This is a genomic window from Acetobacter pasteurianus subsp. pasteurianus LMG 1262 = NBRC 106471 (assembly GCF_000285275.1).
In the GTDB taxonomy this organism is placed as follows: Bacteria; Pseudomonadota; Alphaproteobacteria; order Acetobacterales; family Acetobacteraceae; genus Acetobacter; species Acetobacter pasteurianus.
Map to the genome: position 1 here is coordinate 56443 of NZ_CADO01000003.1, position 20092 is coordinate 76534.

At 53.0% G+C, this 20092-nt stretch carries 18 protein-coding genes; 10 read left to right on the forward strand and 8 right to left on the reverse strand.

The window, feature by feature from the left end:
* Nucleotides 1-122: 122 nt before the first annotated feature.
* The 3 genes from APA10_RS01045 to acnA all read right to left on the reverse strand — a co-directional run bounded on the left by APA10_RS01045 (nt 123) and on the right by acnA (nt 5198).
* Nucleotides 123-1682: an ABC transporter substrate-binding protein/permease gene (locus APA10_RS01045; RefSeq protein WP_014457545.1), complete on the reverse strand. Its 1560-nt coding sequence runs from the start codon at nt 1680-1682 to the stop codon at nt 123-125.
* A complete protein-coding gene (locus APA10_RS01050) occupies nt 1679-2440 on the reverse strand; it encodes an amino acid ABC transporter ATP-binding protein (protein ID WP_003624594.1) in 762 nt (253 codons plus the stop codon). Before APA10_RS01050 ends, APA10_RS01045 begins: the two co-directional genes overlap by 4 nt.
* 64 nt (nt 2441-2504) lie before the next feature.
* Nucleotides 2505-5198 (reverse strand): aconitate hydratase AcnA, encoded by a 2694-nt coding sequence (acnA, locus tag APA10_RS01055; RefSeq protein ID WP_003624593.1) that lies wholly within the window; start codon nt 5196-5198, stop codon nt 2505-2507.
* A 191-nt stretch (nt 5199-5389) separates the two neighbouring features.
* Between acnA and ccmA the strand changes: the two genes are divergently transcribed.
* A complete protein-coding gene (gene ccmA / locus APA10_RS01065) occupies nt 5390-6136 on the forward strand; it encodes a heme ABC exporter ATP-binding protein CcmA (protein WP_080587103.1) in 747 nt (248 codons plus the stop codon).
* On the forward strand, nt 6133-6801 hold the full coding sequence (gene ccmB / locus APA10_RS01070) for a heme exporter protein CcmB (RefSeq protein ID WP_003629508.1): 669 nt from the start codon (nt 6133-6135) through the stop codon (nt 6799-6801). Before ccmA ends, ccmB begins: the two co-directional genes overlap by 4 nt.
* A 56-nt stretch (nt 6802-6857) precedes the next feature.
* Here ccmB and APA10_RS01075 read toward each other — a convergent pair whose 3' ends face one another.
* Together APA10_RS01075 and APA10_RS01080 are read right to left on the reverse strand one after the other, a co-directional pair.
* Complete coding sequence (locus APA10_RS01075) at nt 6858-7646, reverse strand: YfdX family protein (RefSeq protein WP_174714366.1); 789 nt, start codon at nt 7644-7646, stop codon at nt 6858-6860.
* A gap of 47 nt (nt 7647-7693) precedes the next feature.
* Nucleotides 7694-9007: a type III PLP-dependent enzyme gene (locus tag APA10_RS01080; RefSeq protein ID WP_173402434.1), complete on the reverse strand. Its 1314-nt coding sequence runs from the start codon at nt 9005-9007 to the stop codon at nt 7694-7696.
* 184 nt (nt 9008-9191) lie between these two features.
* Between APA10_RS01080 and APA10_RS01085 the strand changes: the two genes are divergently transcribed.
* Nucleotides 9192-10262, forward strand: coding sequence for a YihY/virulence factor BrkB family protein (locus tag APA10_RS01085; RefSeq protein WP_035365811.1), 1071 nt, complete (start codon nt 9192-9194; stop codon nt 10260-10262).
* Nucleotides 10263-10360: 98 nt separating this feature from the next.
* On the opposite strand, the gene APA10_RS01090 is transcribed toward APA10_RS01085, so the two are convergent.
* Nucleotides 10361-11077: a septal ring lytic transglycosylase RlpA family protein gene (locus tag APA10_RS01090; RefSeq protein ID WP_174714364.1), complete on the reverse strand. Its 717-nt coding sequence runs from the start codon at nt 11075-11077 to the stop codon at nt 10361-10363.
* A 136-nt stretch (nt 11078-11213) separates the two neighbouring features.
* On the opposite strand from APA10_RS01090, the gene aroQ reads away from it, so the two are divergent.
* Genes aroQ through accC form a run of 3 tightly spaced genes read left to right on the forward strand, consistent with a single transcriptional unit; the run spans nt 11214 to nt 13482 of the window.
* On the forward strand, nt 11214-11666 hold the full coding sequence (gene aroQ / locus APA10_RS01095; protein ID WP_003629504.1) for a type II 3-dehydroquinate dehydratase: 453 nt from the start codon (nt 11214-11216) through the stop codon (nt 11664-11666).
* Nucleotides 11666-12139 carry an acetyl-CoA carboxylase biotin carboxyl carrier protein gene (gene accB / locus APA10_RS01100; RefSeq protein ID WP_035365810.1) on the forward strand — a complete coding sequence of 158 codons (474 nt, stop codon included), beginning with the start codon at nt 11666-11668 and terminating at the stop codon, nt 12137-12139. The genes aroQ and accB overlap by 1 nt, the downstream gene beginning before the upstream one ends.
* A complete protein-coding gene (accC, locus tag APA10_RS01105) occupies nt 12139-13482 on the forward strand; it encodes an acetyl-CoA carboxylase biotin carboxylase subunit (RefSeq protein WP_003626842.1) in 1344 nt (447 codons plus the stop codon). Before accB ends, accC begins: the two co-directional genes overlap by 1 nt.
* A gap of 97 nt (nt 13483-13579) precedes the next feature.
* Here accC and APA10_RS01110 read toward each other — a convergent pair whose 3' ends face one another.
* Nucleotides 13580-15067: a sugar porter family MFS transporter gene (locus APA10_RS01110; protein WP_003626840.1), complete on the reverse strand. Its 1488-nt coding sequence runs from the start codon at nt 15065-15067 to the stop codon at nt 13580-13582.
* A 407-nt stretch (nt 15068-15474) separates the two neighbouring features.
* Between APA10_RS01110 and thiC the strand changes: the two genes are divergently transcribed.
* On the forward strand, nt 15475-17352 hold the full coding sequence (thiC, locus tag APA10_RS01120; protein ID WP_003626837.1) for a phosphomethylpyrimidine synthase ThiC: 1878 nt from the start codon (nt 15475-15477) through the stop codon (nt 17350-17352).
* A 75-nt stretch (nt 17353-17427) separates the two neighbouring features.
* Here thiC and APA10_RS01125 read toward each other — a convergent pair whose 3' ends face one another.
* Complete coding sequence (locus tag APA10_RS01125) at nt 17428-17958, reverse strand: hypothetical protein (protein WP_003626835.1); 531 nt, start codon at nt 17956-17958, stop codon at nt 17428-17430.
* 74 nt (nt 17959-18032) lie between these two features.
* Here APA10_RS01125 and APA10_RS01130 point away from each other — a divergent pair, with 74 nt between their 5' ends.
* Genes APA10_RS01130 through APA10_RS01140 form a run of 3 tightly spaced genes read left to right on the forward strand, consistent with a single transcriptional unit; the run spans nt 18033 to nt 19802 of the window.
* On the forward strand, nt 18033-18392 hold the full coding sequence (locus APA10_RS01130) for a cupredoxin domain-containing protein (protein ID WP_014457553.1): 360 nt from the start codon (nt 18033-18035) through the stop codon (nt 18390-18392).
* A 3-nt stretch (nt 18393-18395) separates the two neighbouring features.
* Nucleotides 18396-19217: an FTR1 family iron permease gene (locus APA10_RS01135; RefSeq protein WP_003626831.1), complete on the forward strand. Its 822-nt coding sequence runs from the start codon at nt 18396-18398 to the stop codon at nt 19215-19217.
* Nucleotides 19218-19250: 33 nt separating this feature from the next.
* Complete coding sequence (locus APA10_RS01140; protein ID WP_174714365.1) at nt 19251-19802, forward strand: iron transporter; 552 nt, start codon at nt 19251-19253, stop codon at nt 19800-19802.
* The last annotated feature ends 290 nt before the right edge of the window (nt 19803-20092 follow it).

Below are 20092 nucleotides of genomic sequence, written 5' to 3' on the forward strand. Positions count from 1 at the left end.
GATTTATCGACAATTTTGGAACAAGCTGGCTGGTCGCACAACATCCGTCAGGCTCTGTTCCGCCATGTGACAGATGCACTTGCATTTGTCTCGCAAGACGGAACAGATATCCCAAACAGGTTTTACCGGCGCCGCATATGCGGCTGTGCCAACTTTTTTTCTGCCATACGTGCCAAACGCACAAAAGGCAGCCCCAGCAGCAGATAAGCCGCACCAACCATCAGCCCTGTTCCAAAATAATCGAAATAGGAAGAGGACAGACGGATATAAGTCTGGGTCAATTCTGTCAGCGTAATCACGCTGACCAGTGACGAATCTTTCAACAACGAGATAAAATCGTTCGTCATGACAGGCATAACCAGACGGAAAGCCTGTGGTACCACAACATAACGCAGTGCCTGAGCGTGCGTCATGTTCAAGGCCAATGCAGCTTCCATCTGCCCATGCGCAACAGATTGCAGACCGGCACGATAGTTTTCGGCCTCGTATGCCGCATAGTTCATACCCAAGCTGACAACACCGGCCAGAAAGGGGGTAAGACTGATGCCAAATTCAGGCAGACCGTAGAAAATGAACAGAACCTGAATCAGCAATGGGGTGCCACGCACCACTTCCACATATGTGGTCGCCGCCCACCGCAGCGGTGTAGGGCCATACAAACGCAGAAGCGCCAAAGCCAAACCTGCACCAACAGCCAGCACCATTGCACACAGGGAAACCAGCAAAGTCAGCCATGCGGCTTTTGCCAGTTGCGGCAGAAAGCCGATATAGCGTTCCAGCTTAATGCGCCAGCCGCCCTTACCTTCCAGCTCCGCCACATATGCGTTCCACGCCGCTGGTGTAACGTTTAACGTGGTGTGATCATTGGTCAGTTGCGCCATTTCTGGCGTCCACAGATCCCACCGCAGCAAAACACGATGAAGCGTGCCATCATGCTGCATGGTTGCCAGTGCTGCATTTACTTTTGTGCGCAGAGCGGCATTCTGCCCTTTGGCAAAAGCAATGCCATATTCAACACGGCCAATGGGTTCACCCACCACCTGCAGGGCTGGGTTGGTATCACCGTAATATTTGGCAATGGGGCCATCAATCAGAATGGCATCCGTGCGTCCGTTTGCCAGATCCATGAACGCATCGGTTTCTTCATCATACGTCCGAAGCTGAACCTTGGCATTCTCGGTAAGAATACGTTCAGCCTGCGTATCTTTGATGGTGCCAATGGCATGGCCATTCAGATCCGCAAGGGTTTTCAGTTGCGGGCCATTACGCCGCACCACAATGCGTTCTGATGTGATGTAATACGGGTCTGAAAAATCAATGCCTTCAGCATGTTCATCTGTCATCTCGATGCCACAGATGACCATCTCATACAGGCCGCGCTGCAAGCCGGGAATAAGGCCATCCCAGTCATTCTGCACGAACTGAAGCGACGCACCCATGTGCTTGCCCAGTTCCTGCATCAGGTCGTATTCAAACCCGGTCAGCTTGTCCTGATCTTTCAGATCATGAAACGTATAGGGCACATCCGATGAAGCATCCGCAGCCCAGCGGATCGGCTTTTCTTCCTGTGCGTGTGCCACATGCGCGCCAGCACCCAGCCAGCTTACGGCCAGCAGCATACAGACACAGCGCAGAAACAAACCCCAAAAACGGGGCGGGCAATACTGTGCGTTCTGTTTCACAGAAGTGTCCTCAAAAAGCGGCGTGTCTGTTCATGGGCAGGGTTCACACACAGAACCTCCGGCGGGCCGGATTCAACAATATGGCCGCCATCCATGTAGACAATGGTATCCGATGCCACCTGGGCAAAACGCATATCGTGGGTGACGATAATCTGCGTCATCCCTTCATCATCAAGGGTGCGCATAACCCCCAGCACTTCTTCCGCAACTATCGGATCAAGTGCTGATGTGGGTTCATCATACAGCATAATTTCTGGCCGCATGGCCAAGGCGCGCGCAATGGCGGCGCGTTGCTGCTGCCCACCAGAAAGCGAAACGGGGTAACGCTGTGCAACACGCGCCAACCCTACTTTTTCCAGCAAAGCCATAGCCTCGGCACGTTCAACTTCTCCGCCCTCACCCTTCACCACGCGAGGGGCCAGCAGAACGTTGTCCAGAACTGTAAGATGGGGAAAAAGATTAAAGCTCTGGAACACCATACCCACATGAGTGCGCAAGCGGTGTGCCATATGCTCATCAGCGCGGCGCCAGACGGCATCTTTGCGCTCTATGGTCACCCCCATGGCGGTAATCTTGCCGCTATCGGGAATTTCCAGAAAATTCAAACACCGTAAAAAAGTGGATTTTCCGCAACCGGATGGGCCGATAATAGAAACCAGCTCACCCTTTCGCACCTGCATGGATACACCACACAGGACATCCCCTTCGCCGAAATTTTTGTGCAGATGTTCCGCACTCAAAACGACTGGGTCTTCCACAGAAAACGCCGACCCGGTGCGTACCGGGTCGGCATCTTGACGTTCACCTTGAACGAATTGGTTCTCAGGCAGCTTTCGTCATCCCTCGCAAGACGTACTGAAGAATGCCACCATGCCTATAATACTCGACTTCGTCTAGGGTATCGACACGGCAAAGCAGTGGTACTTCCTGCGTGGAGCCGTCATTTCTTGTAATTGTCATAATTACATCCATGCGCGGCGAAAGTTTATCAACACCTTTAATGCTGATCACCTCATCACCCTTCAGACCAAGGGTCTTGCGGGTTGTGCCATCCTTGAACACCAGCGGCAGAACGCCCATGCCTACAAGGTTGGAACGGTGAATACGCTCAAAGCTTTCAGCAATAACGGCCTTTACGCCCAGCAGCAGGGTGCCTTTTGCGGCCCAGTCACGGGAAGACCCCATGCCGTATTCCTTGCCACCGATCACCACCAGCGGGGTGTGTTCCTTTTTGTATTCCATGGCCACATCGTAAATGGCGCCTTCCTTCCCATCTGGGAAGTGCTTGGAATACCCACCTTCCGTACCCGGCAACATTTCGTTTTTGATACGGATATTGGCAAAAGTACCACGAACCATCACGCGGTCATTCCCACGACGGGAGCCGTAAGAGTTGAAGTCTTTCGGTTCAACCCCATGTTCCATCAGGTAACGACCAGCCGGTGAATCCTTCTTGATGGAGCCAGCCGGAGAGATATGGTCAGTCGTGATATTATCACCCAACAGGGCCAGAATACGCGCACCTTCGATATTGCCCGGAGCTTTGGGCTCAACTTCCATGTGCTTGAAGTAAGGCGGATCCTGCACGTAGGTGGACTTCGGATCCCACTTATAGGTTTCAGAACCCGTAGCAACTTTCAGGCCCTGCCATTCCTTCGTGCCCTTAGACACATCTTTGTAACGGCTGATAAACTCGTCACGGCTGATGGCGGAAGCAATAAGGTCTGCAATTTCCTTGTTGGAAGGCCAGATATCCTTCAGATAAACCGGCTTACCATCCTTGGATGTGCCCAGCTGTTCCGTTGTAATATCCTGCCGCATGGTACCCAGCAGGGAATATGCAACCACCAGCGGCGGGCTTGCCAGATAGTTGGCCCGAACGTTGGGGGAAATACGGCCTTCAAAGTTACGATTGCCAGACAGGACAGAAACAGCAACCAGGTCGTTGTTTTCAATCGCATCTACAATGTGGGAAGGCAGCGGGCCAGAGTTACCAATACAGGTGGTGCAACCATAGCCAACGGTGTTGAAGCCCATGGCATCCAGATCTGTCGTCAGGCCAGAACGGTTCAGATAATCTGTAACAACCTGAGACCCCGGAGCCAGAGAGGTTTTCACCCATGGTTTAGGCTTCAAGCCCAGAGCACGTGCCTTGCGGGCAACCAGACCAGCCGCAATTAGCACAGCCGGGTTGGATGTGTTGGTGCAAGAGGTAATAGCGGCAATAACAATATCGCCCTGCCCCAGATCATAGTTGGTTCCGGCAACCGGCACCTTTTTATCGGCATCGTTTGCGGCCACACCCAGAGAGCTGGTGAGTTCTTTTTCAAACGCTGTTTTGGCGCTTTTCAGTTCCACACGGTCCTGCGGACGCTTGGGACCTGCCAGAGACGGGACAACCGTGCTGAGGTCCAGCTCCAGAATATCCGTAAACACGGGTTCGGGTGTTTCATGCGTGCGGAACATGCCCTGTGCACGCAGGTATTCTTCAACCAGCTTGATACGGTGTTCATCACGACCGGTCTGACGCAGGAAGTCCAGCGTAAGGGCATCAACCGGGAAGAACCCGCAAGTTGCACCATATTCCGGAGCCATGTTGGCAATGGTTGAACGGTCTGCAACTGGCAGGTGGTCCAGTGCCGGGCCAAAGAATTCAACAAACTTACCAACCACGCCTTTTTTGCGCAGCATCTGGGTAACTGTCAGCACTAGATCGGTAGCCGTCGCGCCTTCTGGCAGCTTGCCTGTCAGCTTAAAGCCAATCACATCGGGAATCAGCATGGCAATGGGCTGGCCCAGCATTGCGGCTTCCGCCTCAATACCACCAACACCCCAGCCCAGAACGCCCAGACCGTTAATCATGGTGGTGTGGCTGTCTGTGCCGTACAGGGAATCCGGGTAAACGTATTCCTTGCCACCAACATTAGCGGTCCATGCCACCTGGGCAATGTATTCCAGGTTCACCTGATGGCAGATGCCCGTATCAGGCGGCACAACAGAGAAGTTTTCAAAAGCTTCCTGACCCCAGCGCAGGAAGGCATAACGTTCTGCGTTGCGCTCAAATTCCAGCGTAATGTTTTCCTGCAGCGCATCTTTTGTGCCTGCATAGTCCACCATCACGGAATGGTCGATCACAAGGTTGACCGGAACCATCGGGTTCACCTTCTGCGGGTCACCCTTCAGGCTCACAATCCCGTCGCGCATGGCTGCAAGATCCACCACACCCGGCACGCCGGTGAAGTCCTGCATCAGAATGCGTGAAGGCTTGAAAGGCACTTCCTTGCTGCTGCTGCCCTTTGGCAACCAGCCTGCAATGGCCTTGGCGTCTTCCACATTGTAGGAACGCCCATCTTCAAACCGCAGAATGTTTTCCAGAAGAACCTTCAGCGAAACCGGCAGGCGGCTTACGTCGCCAATGGTTTTTGCCGCTTCGGGAATGGAAAAATAATGGTAGGTCTTGCCGTCAACCTCAAGGGTGCGGCCTGTCTTTAGCTTATCGTGCCCAACCGTTTTCATAATCGCTCTCTCCCCGATCACAGCCGATGGCTGGTGATGCGTTCAGGACACCGTAAATATGCCATTCGGCGCCGAGTGCCTGCCTGATCTGCCGGGCAACCGGCTTGATATCCCGTTGGGCCTAGAACATACCGGCAGTTGGAAAAGGCACAAGCCGGGGAGCGACCACGAGAACGCGAGGACCCCGGCTTTTGCGGCCTTGCACGGTAACAATAAGGAGAAGTGTTATCGCCGACAGTCCTTTCCCTGCCGGGCAATCTGCCCCAATCGGGCCTGAAACTGGTGCATTTCCGGCACTTTATGCTGAGGATCTTTGCGTTTTCCGTGGGGAAAGGCTGGTGCTGGATGGTGTCAGCTTTCAGATGGAAGCCGGAGCCGCCATGCTATTGACTGGCCCCAACGGCGCAGGAAAGTCCACTTTGCTGCGCGTTTTGGCAGGCTTGCGCAAACCCGATTCCGGCCAGTTACTCTGGCATGGCGAATCGGTTTTTGCTGATCGCGCAGCTCATGCCTGCAAGGTAGCTTATCTGGGGCATCAGGATGCGCTCAAGCCGGGGTTGACCGTAACAGAAAACCTCGCCCTGTTCGCACGTGCGGGCCAAGGCAATATGCAAGCAGCCCTTGAAGCCATGGATTTGTTGCCGCTTGCCAATCTGCCAGCGCGCCTGCTTTCTGCTGGGCAGAAACGGCGTACAGCACTCGCCCGCATTCTGCTGGCCAATGCGCCTTTATGGCTGCTGGATGAACCCAGCCTTGGCCTGGATGCCAATGCCATTACCCTTTTAGGGCAAGCTCTTACGGCACACAGACAACAAGGCGGGTTGGTTATTGCCACCACGCATGTGCCCCTGCCGCTAGAAAATGTGCAGCCCCTTACATTGCCGGGCGCGAGCGATTCGTCCGCCTCTCCCTTTTACCAGCAGGAAGATGACGCATGATCGGGCTGTTCTGGGCCATTGTTGGGCGTGACCTCCGCCTTGCCCTCCGGCATGGGGCAGACACAATGGGGGCCATTCTCTTTTTTATTGTTACAGCCACCCTGTTCCCACTTGCGCTTGGCCCATCTCCAGAATTGCTGCGCCATATGGCACCGGGCATTATCTGGGTCTGCGCCTTACTGGCAGCTCTGCTACCGCTAGACCGGCTGTTTGGTGCGGAGCTTGAAGATGGATCTCTGGACCAACTTCTGCTTTTGGGCGTTCCGGCTTCTCTGGTGGTCTTGGCCAAAATAACTGCACATTGGCTCACCACCGGCATCCCTTTGCTTCTGGCGGCTGTGCCATTGGCAACCATGCTGGGCCTGCCTGCCTCTGCCCTGCCTGTGCTTTTAACCGGGCTTTTCCTCGGGTCAGTTGTGCTGTCTCTTATTGGGGGAATGGGCGCATCTATTGTGCTGGGGGCGCGGCGTGGTGGTGTTCTCCTGCCACTGCTTACGCTGCCACTTGCAACTCCTGCGCTGATTTTTGGGGCTGCGGCTATTGATGCCGCCTCTACCGGCCTGCCCTGGCAGCCAGATTTAGAACTTCTGGCAGCATTTGTTGCTGGCGCTTTACCACTCTGCCCTCTGGCGGCTGGTGCAGGCCTGAGAGCTGCGGCAGAATAATACATCTGCTGTTATGGCCACCTGAACGGACCATAACAGCAGCATGTTTGGCAAACTTACTTAGATGTATTGCCAGACGCAGCCTGCTGATGGCTTACAGCCTGAATATCAACAGAGGCATAGCGCACTGAATTTTCTGCATCACGCAGAGCTTCGCTAGCCTTGTACGGATCATTCTTGATGAACTCAGCGGCACGATTTACGTCCTGCCGTGTCTGTTCCAACGGCACTGCAGCAATCACGTAATCTGCATCTACGCCAGAAACTTTCAGCACTTCAGAAGCGCGGTCCGGGTCTCCTGCGCGCAGGTGGCGGTTTGCTGCGGCAACAGCAGCGCTTTTTTCCGTGGTAGGTTCAACTGTTTCATCCAGAACCAGTTCGCCATCAATCGGCAACCAAGCCACTGGCGTGGTGCTGCCCATGCCTTTTTTGGCTGTCTGAGCCTGCTTGGTTTTCACCGGCATCAGTTCAGCTTCTGCTTTCTGGAAAGCCGTGTTGTCGGCCCGTGCCCGATCTAGCGCCTGCTGTGCGCTTGTAATCAGGGTTTTAGCCCCTTTGAGATCACCATCAAAAATGGCGCGGCGTGCCAGCATCAGTTCTTCAAACGCTGTGTTACCATCATCTGAAAGACGGCCGAAATCCTGCGTTGCTGCCGCTGTTGCAGCATTTGTTGCAGGCACTGCGGCCGTAGATGCTGCCTGCTGTTGTGCCCATGCTGGCGCAACAGCCGTTGTTGCTGCCAGTAGAGCGCCCAACAGCATACCCGTTTTCTTCATGATTTCTCCCTTTCCGAACGCCATCCATAATGGCCTTGTTTGCGTTCTGATTGTTGAGCGAGAAAGCACGAAAGCAAAGGCAGGCAAACACAAGGCTGGCCTGCCCTCACATCGGATCAGATATAGTGCTCGGTTAATGGCGCAAAACCATTGAACCCCGTAGCACAGTAAGTGGAGACATAAGCACCTGCCCCCAGCAGATCGACCTGCTCTCCCGCAGCCAGATCCAACGGTAGTTCGTAGTGCGTTTTCTCATACATAATATCCGCACCATCACAGGTTGGCCCGGCCAATGCCACACGCCCTGTGGGAGATCCATCACGGCTGGTACGAATCGCGTAGCGGATGGATTCGTTTTCCGTTTCCGCCAAGCCACCAAACCGCCCGATATCCAGATACACCCAGCGCAGCCCATCCTTGCGCCCACGCGCACTGACAAGCACAACTTCCGAGCGCACCACACCAGCTTCACCCACAATAAAGCGACCGGGTTCCACCAGCATTTCTGGCAACGCATTGCCAAAGTGCTCTGTCATGGCGCGGAAAATGGCCGTAGTGAAATGATCAATCTCCGGCACGTCATCCCGGTAGCGGATGGGAAAACCGCCTCCCAGATTGACCATGCGCAAATCCAGACCGGCGGCACTTAAATCTGTAAACAGGGCCGCTGCACGGGCAATGGCAACTTCATAGGCTTCCGCAGAAAGCTGCTGGCTGCCCACATGAAAGGAAAGACCATATGGGTCCAGCCCCAGCTCTCTGGCGGCCAGCATCAGTTCCTTGGCGGATTCCACTGTGGTGCCGAACTTGCGGGAAAGCGGCCATTCCGCGCCGTAGTTATCTACCAGAAGGCGGCAGTAAACGCGGCTTCCCGGTGCATGAGCGGCCAGTTTTTCCAGCTCTTCCCGGCAGTCAAAAACAAACATCCGCACACCGGCCTCATAAGCAGCACGGATAGCAGAAACTTTTTTGACCGTATTGCCAAAGGAAATGGCATCCGGGCTGGCGCCTGCCTGCAAGCACAGGGAAACTTCTTCCCACGAAGCGGCATCAAAGCAGGAGCCAAGCTCAACCAGCCGCCGCAGAATAGGCTGCGCCGGGTTGGCTTTAACGGCGTAATAAATACGAGCCTGCGGCAAAGCTTTGCCCAAAGCATGATAGCGGTCTGCCACGGCATCCACATCAAGAACAAGGCAAGGCGTTGCCGGCTTTTGCTCGGCGAGAAAACGGGTGATTTTGGGATTCATATCCCCACTCCCCCAGATCAGGCTCCCCCGCCTGAACAGCGCGGAGAAGGACGTTGCGAAACGGTCTAACGGACCAGCGACCAAAGGCAGATGCACGAAACATCCCGATTGCCAGAACGCTTGACGTCGTTGCGTAACCTCAGAGGGCCAGTGGCACGTGCGTTGCTGCGTAGGGGCGTGCATATGAGGCCAAAGCGCAACAAGTGCAAGTCAAAAACATTCAAAAAACAAAAAAACATGGCACTTGGCCATTATGCCCGATAAGACAAGGCAAGCTTTATACACGGCATTTATGCTCGTTTTTGGCAAAAGCATGCAGTGTTAACTTTTTGTTCCTGCAAGAAAGCATGCCGCTTTACCGCACACCATGCCGTTATTGTTTTGGTGTGCTGCTACAAGTTTATCGCTGGTGCCGCAGAAGGTGCCTCTTACCTTAACGAAGGACGCTCCAATCCCGATGCAGATTATCTGTCAGCCCGATACGCGCCCATCTGTGCACCCGGATTCCCACTCCCACACGATTCATGAAAATGTGCAGCCCAATTTTTCTCGCCCTTCTGAACTGGGCCGGAAAGATTGGAAAATCATTTTGCAGCGCACCGTCAAAAGCCTTATTTCCGGCCCCACGACATTGGTGGCCGCTGGCTGCGCATTTTATACCACGCTCTCCCTGTTCCCCGCCATCAGCTCCCTGATCTCCATTTACGGGTTGGCTTTTGATGTGCAGACCGTGGCGCCACAGATGGAAGTCTTGCGCAGCCTGCTGCCCCCCAATGCGTTCAATCTGCTGTATGATCGGGTGCAAACACTTGTGGCAGAACCACCCTCCTCGCTCACATTCAACCTGATTATTTCGGTTAGCGTGGCTTTGTGGTCTGCCTCGGCGGCAACGCGCTCCATTATTTCGGCCCTGAACATTGCCTACAATACGCGTGAAAATCGTAATTTCTTTATATTTCAGATTACAGCCTTTGCCCTTACCCTTTGCGGCATTCTAGGTGCGGTGCTCACCTTGGCTCTTATGGTGGCCATGCCGCTGCTGCTTAACCTGCCAGCCTTGCTGCATATTCCCACCCCTCCCGGTTCCATTGAATTTATGGCCCGGTGGAGCGGCCCGGTGGTGATGTTTACATTTGAAACCCTGGCTCTTTCTGCGCTGTACAGATTTGGCCCAAACCGGCACATTTCTACCCAATGGCGCTGGGTTCTGCCCGGAGCCGTGTGCTCCACACTAACGTGGATTGCGGCATCACTCGGCTTTTCCTACTACGTGGCACATATTGCCAGCTACAGCGCCACCTATGGGCCATTAGGTGCCTCCATCGCCATCATGATGTGGTTTTTTGTGACTGCATGGGTCGTGCTGATGGGGGCGGAATTGAATGCAGAGATGGAAAGTTACGCGCGCGGCATTACGCGGCAACCTCTGGAAGTCTGACCAACCAGAATCCAGCACTTACCAAAAAAGGGTATCCCAATCGGGATACCCTTTTTTAATTCTCTACAATGCTTTTTATAAAAGCCTGCCGCGCTCTCTTAACGGCGATGACGTGCCCTATGAAGAGGACGCGCTGTACGCTGCGCGGTATCCTGCAAGGAAAGGCTGCTATTCGCCAAACCACCTTCATCTGGTGCTGATGCCACTTCAACCGGAGCGGGCTCTACCCGCACATGGGCAATACCACTGTTCAACATCCCCAGTTCCGCAGCTGCGGCTTTGGACACATCAATAATACGGCCACGGCTGTAAGGCCCACGATCATTGATTGTGACCACCACAGAGCGGCCTGTATCTTCTGAAACAACCCGGAGTTTACTGCCCAACGGTGCCGTAGGATGCGCGGCTGTTAGGCTGCCCTTATCAAACCGCTCTCCCGAAGATGTGCGTCGGTTATGGAAGCGCCCCCCATACCAACTGGCAACACCTTTCTGGAAAATGCGGTGGGCCTGATTGGTATCAGAATCCGCAGTGGCGACTGTCTGTGCGCTACGCCCAGCCAATGCACGGCGGACAGAATCTGCCCATGCCGTGCCACCTTGCCCAGCCTCTGCTGCCTGAACAGCTGAAGCCGACAAAAGAGAAGACATAACAAACACACTTCCAAGAAGTGCCCGGCGCAGGGCTGACATCCGCCTGTTTACTCCATTTTCTGACATCGTTCTGTTCGCCAGAAGACCGTGTTCACACTGTAAAAGCAATCTTTTTCGACCCTCAGAGTGCAATACAGATTTATAGTCACTTATGTTCAACACGCTTATCGTGACAAAAATATGGCCTTAAAGCGCGTAACTCCGCTGCACGTATTTTTGCTAGAGTGCATTTTCCTGCCCCCCAACCTGCCTCTTCTCTTGGATACGGGGCGGCATCGTGCTACGGCCCCTTCCTGTTATGGAAAGACCTCTTATTGCTGTGCTCAACGGCCCCAACCTGAATATGCTTGGCCAGCGCCAACCCGAAATATACGGGCGGGCAACGCTGGACGACGTGGAACAACTTTGCCTGCAAACAGCTGAAAAGCTGGGTTTGGCCATAGATTTCCGCCAGACCAACATTGAAGGTGAGCTGATTTCCTGGGTGCAGGACTGCCGCAAGCGGGCAAAGGGCATTATTATCAACCCGGCTGGCTATACACATACGTCTATCGCGCTGCTGGATGCCCTGCTGACAACAGACTTGCCTGTGATTGAGGTTCATATCTCCAACATTCACCGCCGCGAGCCATTCCGCCATCATTCCTATGTCTCTCGCGCTGCTACAGGCGTTATCTGTGGGCTAGGCGTGGCGGGGTATTCTCTGGCATTGCAGGCAATGACCGATCTTATTCTGAATGAGGATGACTGATGAGCGGATTGCTCGTGGATGCGGAGGCCATTCGGGCTCTGGCTGAAATTCTGGCCGAAACAGGCCTGACTGAAATTGAAGTATCGGAAAAGGACAGCCGCATTCGCGTTGCCCGCATGCCTGCCCCTGTGCAGGCTGTGGCCGCAGCGCCTCAGGCTGTTGCTGCTCCGGCACCGGCATCCGCCGCAGCCCCGGCTGAAGCCGCAGCGCCCGCCGCTCCGGCAGATCTCTCCCGCCATCCGGGCGCTGTAAACAGCCCAATGGTGGGTGTGGCTTACCTGACGCCAGATCCGTCCTCCCCTCCTTTTGCAAGTGAAGGCCAGATTGTAACCGCCGGCCAGACCCTGATGCTGATTGAAGCCATGAAAACCTTCAACCAGATCAAGGCCCCCAAAGGTGGTACGCTCAAGGCCCTGCTGGTAGCTTCGGGTGACCCGGTGGAATACGGCCAGCCGCTTGCTATTATTGAGTAATGTTTTCCAAGATCCTTATCGCCAACCGAGGCGAAATTGCCCTTCGTATCCTGCGCGCCTGCCGGGAGCTAGGGATCAAGACCGTAGCGGTACATTCCACTGCGGATGAAGACGCCATGCACGTTCGGCTGGCAGATGAAGCTGTTTGCATCGGGCCGCCAGCCTCACGCGATTCCTACCTGAATGTGGCTGCAATTCTTTCTGCAGCCACCATTACAGGGGCGGAAGCCATTCATCCCGGCTATGGTTTTCTTTCAGAAAATGCAGATTTTGCCGAAACAGTGGAAGCGCATGGCCTGACCTTTATTGGCCCAACGGCGGAACATATCCGCATGATGGGGGATAAGATTACCGCCAAAACCACCATGCAGATGCTGGGCGTGCCTTTGGTGCCCGGTTCTGATGGTGAGCTGACAAGCCTGGAAGAAGCCCGCGAAGTTGCCGATAAAGTCGGCTATCCCGTGCTTATCAAGGCTGCGGCTGGTGGTGGTGGCCGTGGCATGAAGGTGGCCCAAACGGCTGGTGATCTGGAAGATGCCTGGAAAATGGCCCGCGCCGAAGCACGCGCTGCTTTTGGCAACGATGCCGTTTATCTGGAAAAATACATGGATCGGCCGCGCCATATTGAACTCCAGATTCTGGGGGACAATTACGGCAACGTGGTTCATTTTGGCGAACGCGACTGCTCTCTCCAGCGCCGCCACCAAAAACTTCTGGAAGAAGCCGGTTCTCCGGCCCTTACAGCAGAGCAGCGTGATGCCATTGGCCAGACAGCCACGCAGGCTCTCTCCAAAATGGGCTATCGTAATGCGGGCACGCTGGAATTCCTGTATCAGGATGGTCAGTTCTGCTTCATCGAAATGAACACGCGCCTGCAGGTGGAACATCCAGTTACCGAAATGGTTTGTGATGTGGACCTGGTGCGTGAGCAGATTCGCTTGGCCGCTGGTGAGCAGCTTGGCTATACGCAAAAAGATATTTCATTTTCTGGCCACGCCATTGAATGCCGTATCAATGCGGAAGACCCAGACAGCTTTACCCCCTGCCCTGGCACGGTTGCTGTTTACCACCCACCCGGCGGCTTGGGTGTGCGCGTAGATAGCGCCCTTTATACCGGCTACCGCGTGCCACCTTTTTACGACAGCATGATTGCCAAGCTGATTGTGCACGCCCCCACGCGTGAACAAGCTATTGCCCGTATGCAGCGTGCTTTGGATGAATTTGTGGTGGAAGGCATTAAAACCGTTATTCCGCTGCACCGTCGTATTCTGGAAGATCCTGAATTCCAGAAAGGTGAATACACCATTCATTGGTTGGAACAGTTTACAGCCAAGCCACACTAAACTGCGGTTTGGCTCTTTTCTGACAGCTACAAAAAACCCGGCACATCCTTCCAGATGTTGCCGGGTTTTTTATGCGTAGAAAGCGCAAGATCAGCAATTAGGCAGCAGGCGTAACCCCAACAGCTTCCTCTTCTTCCTCATCATAGGAACGAATGCGCGGGTCTTGCCCCACCCGCGGGCGGAATTCGCCACGGCGCAAAGCTGTTTCAATATCCTCCAATGTTGCACCAGCTGTTTCCGGCACACAGAAGAAAACAAACAAGACAGAAGCAAGGTTAACAGCTGCATAAATCCACATGGTGCCACCCAGAGAAACTGTCTGCACCAATGTCAAAGCCGTGGATGTTACCAGAAGGTCTGCCCCCCACAGCATGGCTGCATGAATACTGGTTGCCGCAGCACGCATAGGCAGCGGGAACAGCTCAGCGCCCAGAAGCCAGCCTACAACCTGAATACCGCCCGAGTTAAACAGCATAAACAGCAACAGGAAGGCCACAATCAGCCAACTTCCCACGCTACCCTGAGCCGGGTGCATGGCAAAAACAATGCCCAAGCCAATAAGGCTGACAACCGAACCCGGCCCCATAATCAGCACCAAACGCCGACGGCCAATTTTATCTACAAACAGGCAACCAAGCAGGGTCATGATCAGATAAACAAGCGCGATCCCCAAGCTGGTCAGTAGTGCTGATGAGCTTCCAAACCCTGCGTCAGACAAAAAGGTAGGGGTATAGTAGATCATCATCTCCAACCCACCGGCTTGGGTGAAGAAGGCAATCCCCAAAGCAGCTATCACCGCAGGGCGCACCCAAGGCAGCTTTAAACCTTTCCAGCCGCGCTCATCCTCATCCAGATTCACAACGTTGGCATGGATCTCATTGATCTCACGCTGAATGACCTTGCGGGAGGAACGCACACGTCCGAGCTGTTCCACCGCAGATTCCAGCCCTTCATTTTCAGCCGTCCAGCGTGGGCTTTTGGGCAGAAAAAACATGCTGATAAAAACAAAGGCCGCAGGAATGGCAGCCACAGAAATCATGGGGCGCCATCCCCATTTTTCACGCATGGTAAAACCAACCAGGTTGGCCAGAAAAATGCCAATCCCAATTGCCACGTTAAACAACGTTACCAGATTGCCGCGCTTACTGGCTGGAGCCAGTTCCGAAATATATGTTGGCACCACCTGCGTGGCACCGCCTACCGCACAGCCCAAAAACACACGGGCAATAATCAGGCTGGTAAGGTTAGGTGCATAGGAACATGCTAATGCGCCAATTACAAAAACTGCGGTAACAACCATAACCGAAACACGGCGGCCAAAGCGTTCTGATAGGTTGGCAATGCCCATGGCACCAATAACGGCACCCACCAGAATAGCTGATGTAACAATTTCCTCCTGACCAGAAGTCAGATGGAAATCTTTTGTAATAAGAAGAAGGGCGCCAGAAATAATACCGGTATCGTAGCCGTAAAGACCGCCGCAAATGGCAGAAACAAATGCTGCAATCCACAACACGTGCTTGGCATACGGAGAAATTTCGAGATTTTGTATAGCTTCTTGAGCTCGTTTCTTTTCAGATTTCATGTCGTGATTATGCCATAATCAGAAAATTATTGCATAGCTGACATAATTTTATTTATTATGTCACAAATAGGCTTTTATGCCTTACGCATTTGACCCCATAAAACGCACGTATACGTTTTTCGTTTCCCTTTGATTTTTCTTGACATAATCGCGCTTAAGGCTATCTGCTGTCCGATACCAAGGGGGGTTCCGGTAAGGAACTGAGAGGCCACTTTTTGCACGATTCGTTCGGGCACCGTGGCGACCCTGCCGCCAGAACATGATGTTTTGGTGGGGAACCTGATCCGGCTTATACCGGCGGAGGGACTGGTGCCTGAAAAGACAGATATGTTCTTCCTGAACCTAGCCGCCATACAAGCGGAGTCTTTTTCAGACCTGTCCTCCTCGGCAGAGGAGACGATGACGTCATGTCTTCAGTTGATTCCAAACAAAATGCGGCCCCTCCCATTACAGGAGGCAACCCTAAACCCGCCAATACGGCTGCACCCGCTCCGGGGCATGTTACAACCGGTGCCATCCGTGGCTCATGCAAAGTCTATTCCAGCCCCGCAGATCGGCCCGATATGCGCGTGCCTTTCCGCGAAATCATGCTGGAACCTTCCGCAAACGAACCACCTGTGCGTGTGTATGATACATCCGGCCCCTACACAGACAGCACCGTAGAAATTGACGTTAACAAAGGGCTGCCAAAAATTCGGGCATCATGGCTGGCTGCTCGCGGCTTTGAGCACATCAAACCACGCGACATTAAGCCAGAAGACAATGGCAATGCAGAAGGCAACTACCTTGTAGCCCCCTGCCCTGCCCCGCATACCGTGCTTAAAGGGCGAGAAGGCCAGCCTGTTACGCAGTATGAATTCGCCAAGGCTGGCATTATTACAGACGAAATGATTTACGTGGCCCACCGCGAAAATCTGGGCCGCCAGAAAGCCGCGGATGATGCTGCCCAATGTCTGGAAGATGGTGAATCCTTTGGCGCCAGTATTCCAGAATTCATCACGCCGGAATTTGTCCGTCAGGAAATTGCCCGTGGCCGCGCCATTATTCCGGCAAACATCAACCACCCAGAGCTGGAACCTGTTATTATCGGGCGTAATTTTCTTGTAAAAATTAACGCCAATATCGGCAATTCGGCCATCACCTCGTCTGCAGCAGAAGAAGTTGAAAAACTTGTATGGTCCATCCGTTGGGGTGCGGATACCGTGATGGATCTTTCCACAGGCCGGAACATTCACAATATCCGTGACTGGATTTTACGAAACGCCCCCACACCTATCGGCACAGTGCCCCTGTATCAGGCTTTGGAAAAAGTGGGCGGAGATGTCAGCAAACTGAGCTGGGAAGTGTTCCGTGATACTCTGATCGAGCAAGCAGAACAGGGTGTGGACTACTTTACCATTCATGCAGGCGTGCGGTTGCAGCATGTGCCACTCACAGCCAACCGCGTGACGGGCATTGTTTCACGCGGTGGTTCCATCATGGCAAGCTGGTGCCTGAATGGCCACCGTGAAAGCTTTTTGTACGAACATTTTGAAGACATCTGCGACATCATGCGCGCCTATGATGTGTCCTTCTCTTTGGGCGATGGTCTGCGCCCCGGCAGCATTGCCGATGCCAACGATGCCGCACAGTTTGCCGAACTGGAAACCTTGGGTGAACTGACCGAAATTGCCTGGGCAAAAGGCTGCCAGGTCATGATCGAAGGGCCGGGCCATGTGCCCATGCACAAGATCAAGGCCAACATGGATAAGCAGCTTAAAGAATGTAAGGAGGCCCCCTTCTACACGCTTGGCCCGCTGACCACAGACATTGCACCGGGGTATGACCACATTACATCCGCCATTGGAGCAGCCATGATCGGATGGTTTGGCACTTCCATGCTCTGCTACGTCACACCCAAGGAACATCTGGGCCTACCAGACCGGAATGACGTAAAAACCGGTGTAATTACCTATCGCATTGCAGCACATGCTGCCGACCTTGCAAAAGGCCACCCATCTGCAAAATATCGGGATGACGCCCTAAGCCGCGCACGCTTCTCCTTTAGGTGGGAAGATCAGTTCAACCTTTCTTTGGACCCCGATACAGCCTGCGCGTATCACGATGAAACCATGCCGCGTGAAGCACATAAAAGCGCGCACTTCTGCTCAATGTGCGGCCCTAAATTCTGCTCAATGCGTATCAGTCAGGATTTGAAAGAAGACGCCATACGCATTGCCGGCATGGAACAGAAAACCGAAGAATTCCGACAAGCAGGCGGCAAAGTTTACGTACCTGCAGAATAAACTATCAAGCTGACAACAAAAAAGCCCCGGACAAATAGGCCGGGGCTTTTTTTACGCCGTCAAAAATCACGCTTATTAGAAATAGTGTCTTAAATAAACTTTCGGCACGCCTTCACTATTCAGGCAAGAAAACACAATAACAGCGGTCCATACCACACAGGATGCCACGCAAAACGCCTTTGTCCATTTTGGCAGCTCATTATCCCGCCCGGCCATAACCGGCCAGTAAATAGATTTGTGCCCAAACCACGCCAGAACACCCGCCACCACCAGTGCGATAAGCTTAGGAGAAAGGTACGCCCGATTACCAATATGCATTGGATCATAAAAGAACAAAGCGAAACCAGAGATCATCGCCAAGGCATAACTGATATGCAGCGGCTTCACCATAAACCGTGAAATGCGCACCACTGTTGGCCGATCCAGATTTTGAATAACGGCAAGAATAAACAGAAATTCCAAACCAAAAAACGCTGCCATTGTAAGAATATGCACAATTCTCGCAAGGTAATGCACTGGCTGGAACCAGAAATGATAAGCCCGACTATCTAACGCCATAAGCAAGGAGTTGGGCAGGCGCAGGAACGCCAAGGGATGAGATGACATAAGCGTTAGGCTCGCGGGTTATCTGGTGTGATTGACTTTGACAATGATTCGCACTAATCCAAACGGCATGACTGATGGAGTATCATACAATGAAACTGCTTGTAGCAGCCATTCCTCTGTTAGCAGGTGCATGGATATGTTTCCCTCAGCAGGCCCATTCTCAAACAGTTTTTCAGCTTACTGTCAAAGATCATCATTTCGAGCCTGATCATATCACTGTTCCCGCTGGTGAGCGATTCATGATCGAACTCAATAATCAGGATACGACAACTGATGAGTTCGAAAGCTACGATATGAAATTTGAAAAAATTGTTGTCCCACAAGGAACAATCAAAGTTCATGCCGGGCCTCTACACCCTGGAACCTATACCTTTTTTGATGATTACCATCCAGACGAGGCCAAGGGCACCGTTACAGCAGAAGAAAAGAAGTAAATTATGCTTGGAAGCCTGATTATTGTCTTTCGCGAGGTTATGGAAGCCGGGTTGATTGTTGGCATTGTGCTGGCAGCCACACGGGGCATTCCGGGGCGCGGATGGTGGGTTTCCGGCGGCATTGGCGCAGGTGTTGTGGGTGCAGCAATTGTGGCCATGTTTGCGGGGGAACTCTCTCAGGCTTTTTCAGGCAACGGGCAGGATATCTTTTCTGCTGTTATTCTGTGCATCGCAGTTCTTATGCTTTCCTGGCACGTTATTTGGATGGCCAGCCATGGCCGTGAACTCGCTCAGGAAATGCGTAGTGTTGGCAATGAAGTATCAGAAGGTAGCCGCTCCCTTTTTGCTTTAGCAACTGTTGTTGCAGTCGCTGTTCTGCGCGAAGGCATGGAAGTTGTGCTGTTCCTGTATGGTATTGCCGTATCCGCACATACCGGTTTTATGTCCATGCTTACGGGCGGCCTCCTGGGCGTACTAGGGGGAGCCGCACTTTCATGGGCACTTTACAGAGGCTTGATTATCATTCCTCTAAAACATCTTTTTGCAGTCACGAATGTTCTGGTCTCCTTTCTGGCTGCTGGCATGGCTAGTCAGGCCGCCGCGATCCTGGCGAATGATGATCTGATCCCCGCCATGGGTTACGATATCTGGGATACATCCTGGCTGCTGTCTGATGGCAGTATGCTTGGGCGTACGGCCAAAGTTCTGATTGGATACACAGACAGACCAATGGGCATTCAGCTGCTTGTATGGGTGCTGACACTTGTCGGACTGGTTGTTGTTGAACGCTTTGTTCGCACCCGTCCTCAATCCAGCGCTTCATAATCAGTCACAGGTGCGCAGAAAATTTCTGCCACTGTGCCTTACAAAAACTTGAGGTGCAGACACATGAAATCCTATCTTTCCATTCTTTCCGCAGCATCGGTTCTTACCCTTGCCATCGCACTTCCAGCCGCAGCACGTGAATACCCAGTGGGTGGCCCCGTACATGCACATGACATGGAAATAGCAGCAAACTATCTGCTTGATATTAACATGGTGCCCATGACGTCCGACATGGCGATGGGTAAAGATACCATCCATCTGGAAACTGATGTGCATGCCACAGCAGATAACCAGTGGGGCTTTCCCGATGGTGCTTGGGTTCCCTATCTGAAGGTAGATTACACCCTGACCAAAAAGGGATCTGATTGGAAAAATCAGGGCACGCTGCACCCTATGACAGCAAAAGACGGCCCACATTACGCAAACAATGTTAAAATGGATGGCCCCGGCAGCTACACTGTTGTGTTCAGCTACAGCTCACCAGAAGCTAACGGATTCATGCATCATACAGATAAAGAAACCGGCACACCCGGCTTCTGGCAGTCCTTCACAGAATCATTTACTTTTGATTATCCGCAGAAATAATAATGTCCTTTTAAAAGAGAGGGCTCTGCCCTCTCTTTTTTACATTCCAGACCCGCGCTCATGAATAGAGTATTCTAATTGCATTTTTATACGCTCTAATTGAGAATGATTATCCATTGCTGAATGCAGATCATCCGCGCCAATTGTCAGAGCAGCTTACAACCATGCAAAAATACCGTAAAAATAATAGAAAATTTCTAAAGTTTTTTTGTCTTTATGCGACAATCCTAACTGCTCCTGCCCTAGCGCATGGTGAAGAGACGCAGGTTGAGCAGGACCGTCGCCGGTTA

Coding starts and splice junctions, on each gene's coding strand:
- acnA (WP_003624593.1), bottom strand. CDS start 5,198: ATGAAAACGGTTGGGCACGATAAGCTAAAGACAGGCCGCACCCTTGAG.
- ccmB (WP_003629508.1), top strand. CDS start 6,133: ATGATCGGGCTGTTCTGGGCCATTGTTGGGCGTGACCTCCGCCTTGCC.
- APA10_RS01080 (WP_173402434.1), bottom strand. CDS start 9,007: ATGCACGCCCCTACGCAGCAACGCACGTGCCACTGGCCCTCTGAGGTT.
- APA10_RS01085 (WP_035365811.1), top strand. CDS start 9,192: ATGCCGTTATTGTTTTGGTGTGCTGCTACAAGTTTATCGCTGGTGCCG.
- aroQ (WP_003629504.1), top strand. CDS start 11,214: ATGGAAAGACCTCTTATTGCTGTGCTCAACGGCCCCAACCTGAATATG.
- accB (WP_035365810.1), top strand. CDS start 11,666: ATGAGCGGATTGCTCGTGGATGCGGAGGCCATTCGGGCTCTGGCTGAA.
- accC (WP_003626842.1), top strand. CDS start 12,139: ATGTTTTCCAAGATCCTTATCGCCAACCGAGGCGAAATTGCCCTTCGT.
- APA10_RS01110 (WP_003626840.1), bottom strand. CDS start 15,067: ATGAAATCTGAAAAGAAACGAGCTCAAGAAGCTATACAAAATCTCGAA.
- thiC (WP_003626837.1), top strand. CDS start 15,475: ATGTCTTCAGTTGATTCCAAACAAAATGCGGCCCCTCCCATTACAGGA.
- APA10_RS01125 (WP_003626835.1), bottom strand. CDS start 17,958: ATGTCATCTCATCCCTTGGCGTTCCTGCGCCTGCCCAACTCCTTGCTT.
- APA10_RS01130 (WP_014457553.1), top strand. CDS start 18,033: ATGGAGTATCATACAATGAAACTGCTTGTAGCAGCCATTCCTCTGTTA.
- APA10_RS01135 (WP_003626831.1), top strand. CDS start 18,396: ATGCTTGGAAGCCTGATTATTGTCTTTCGCGAGGTTATGGAAGCCGGG.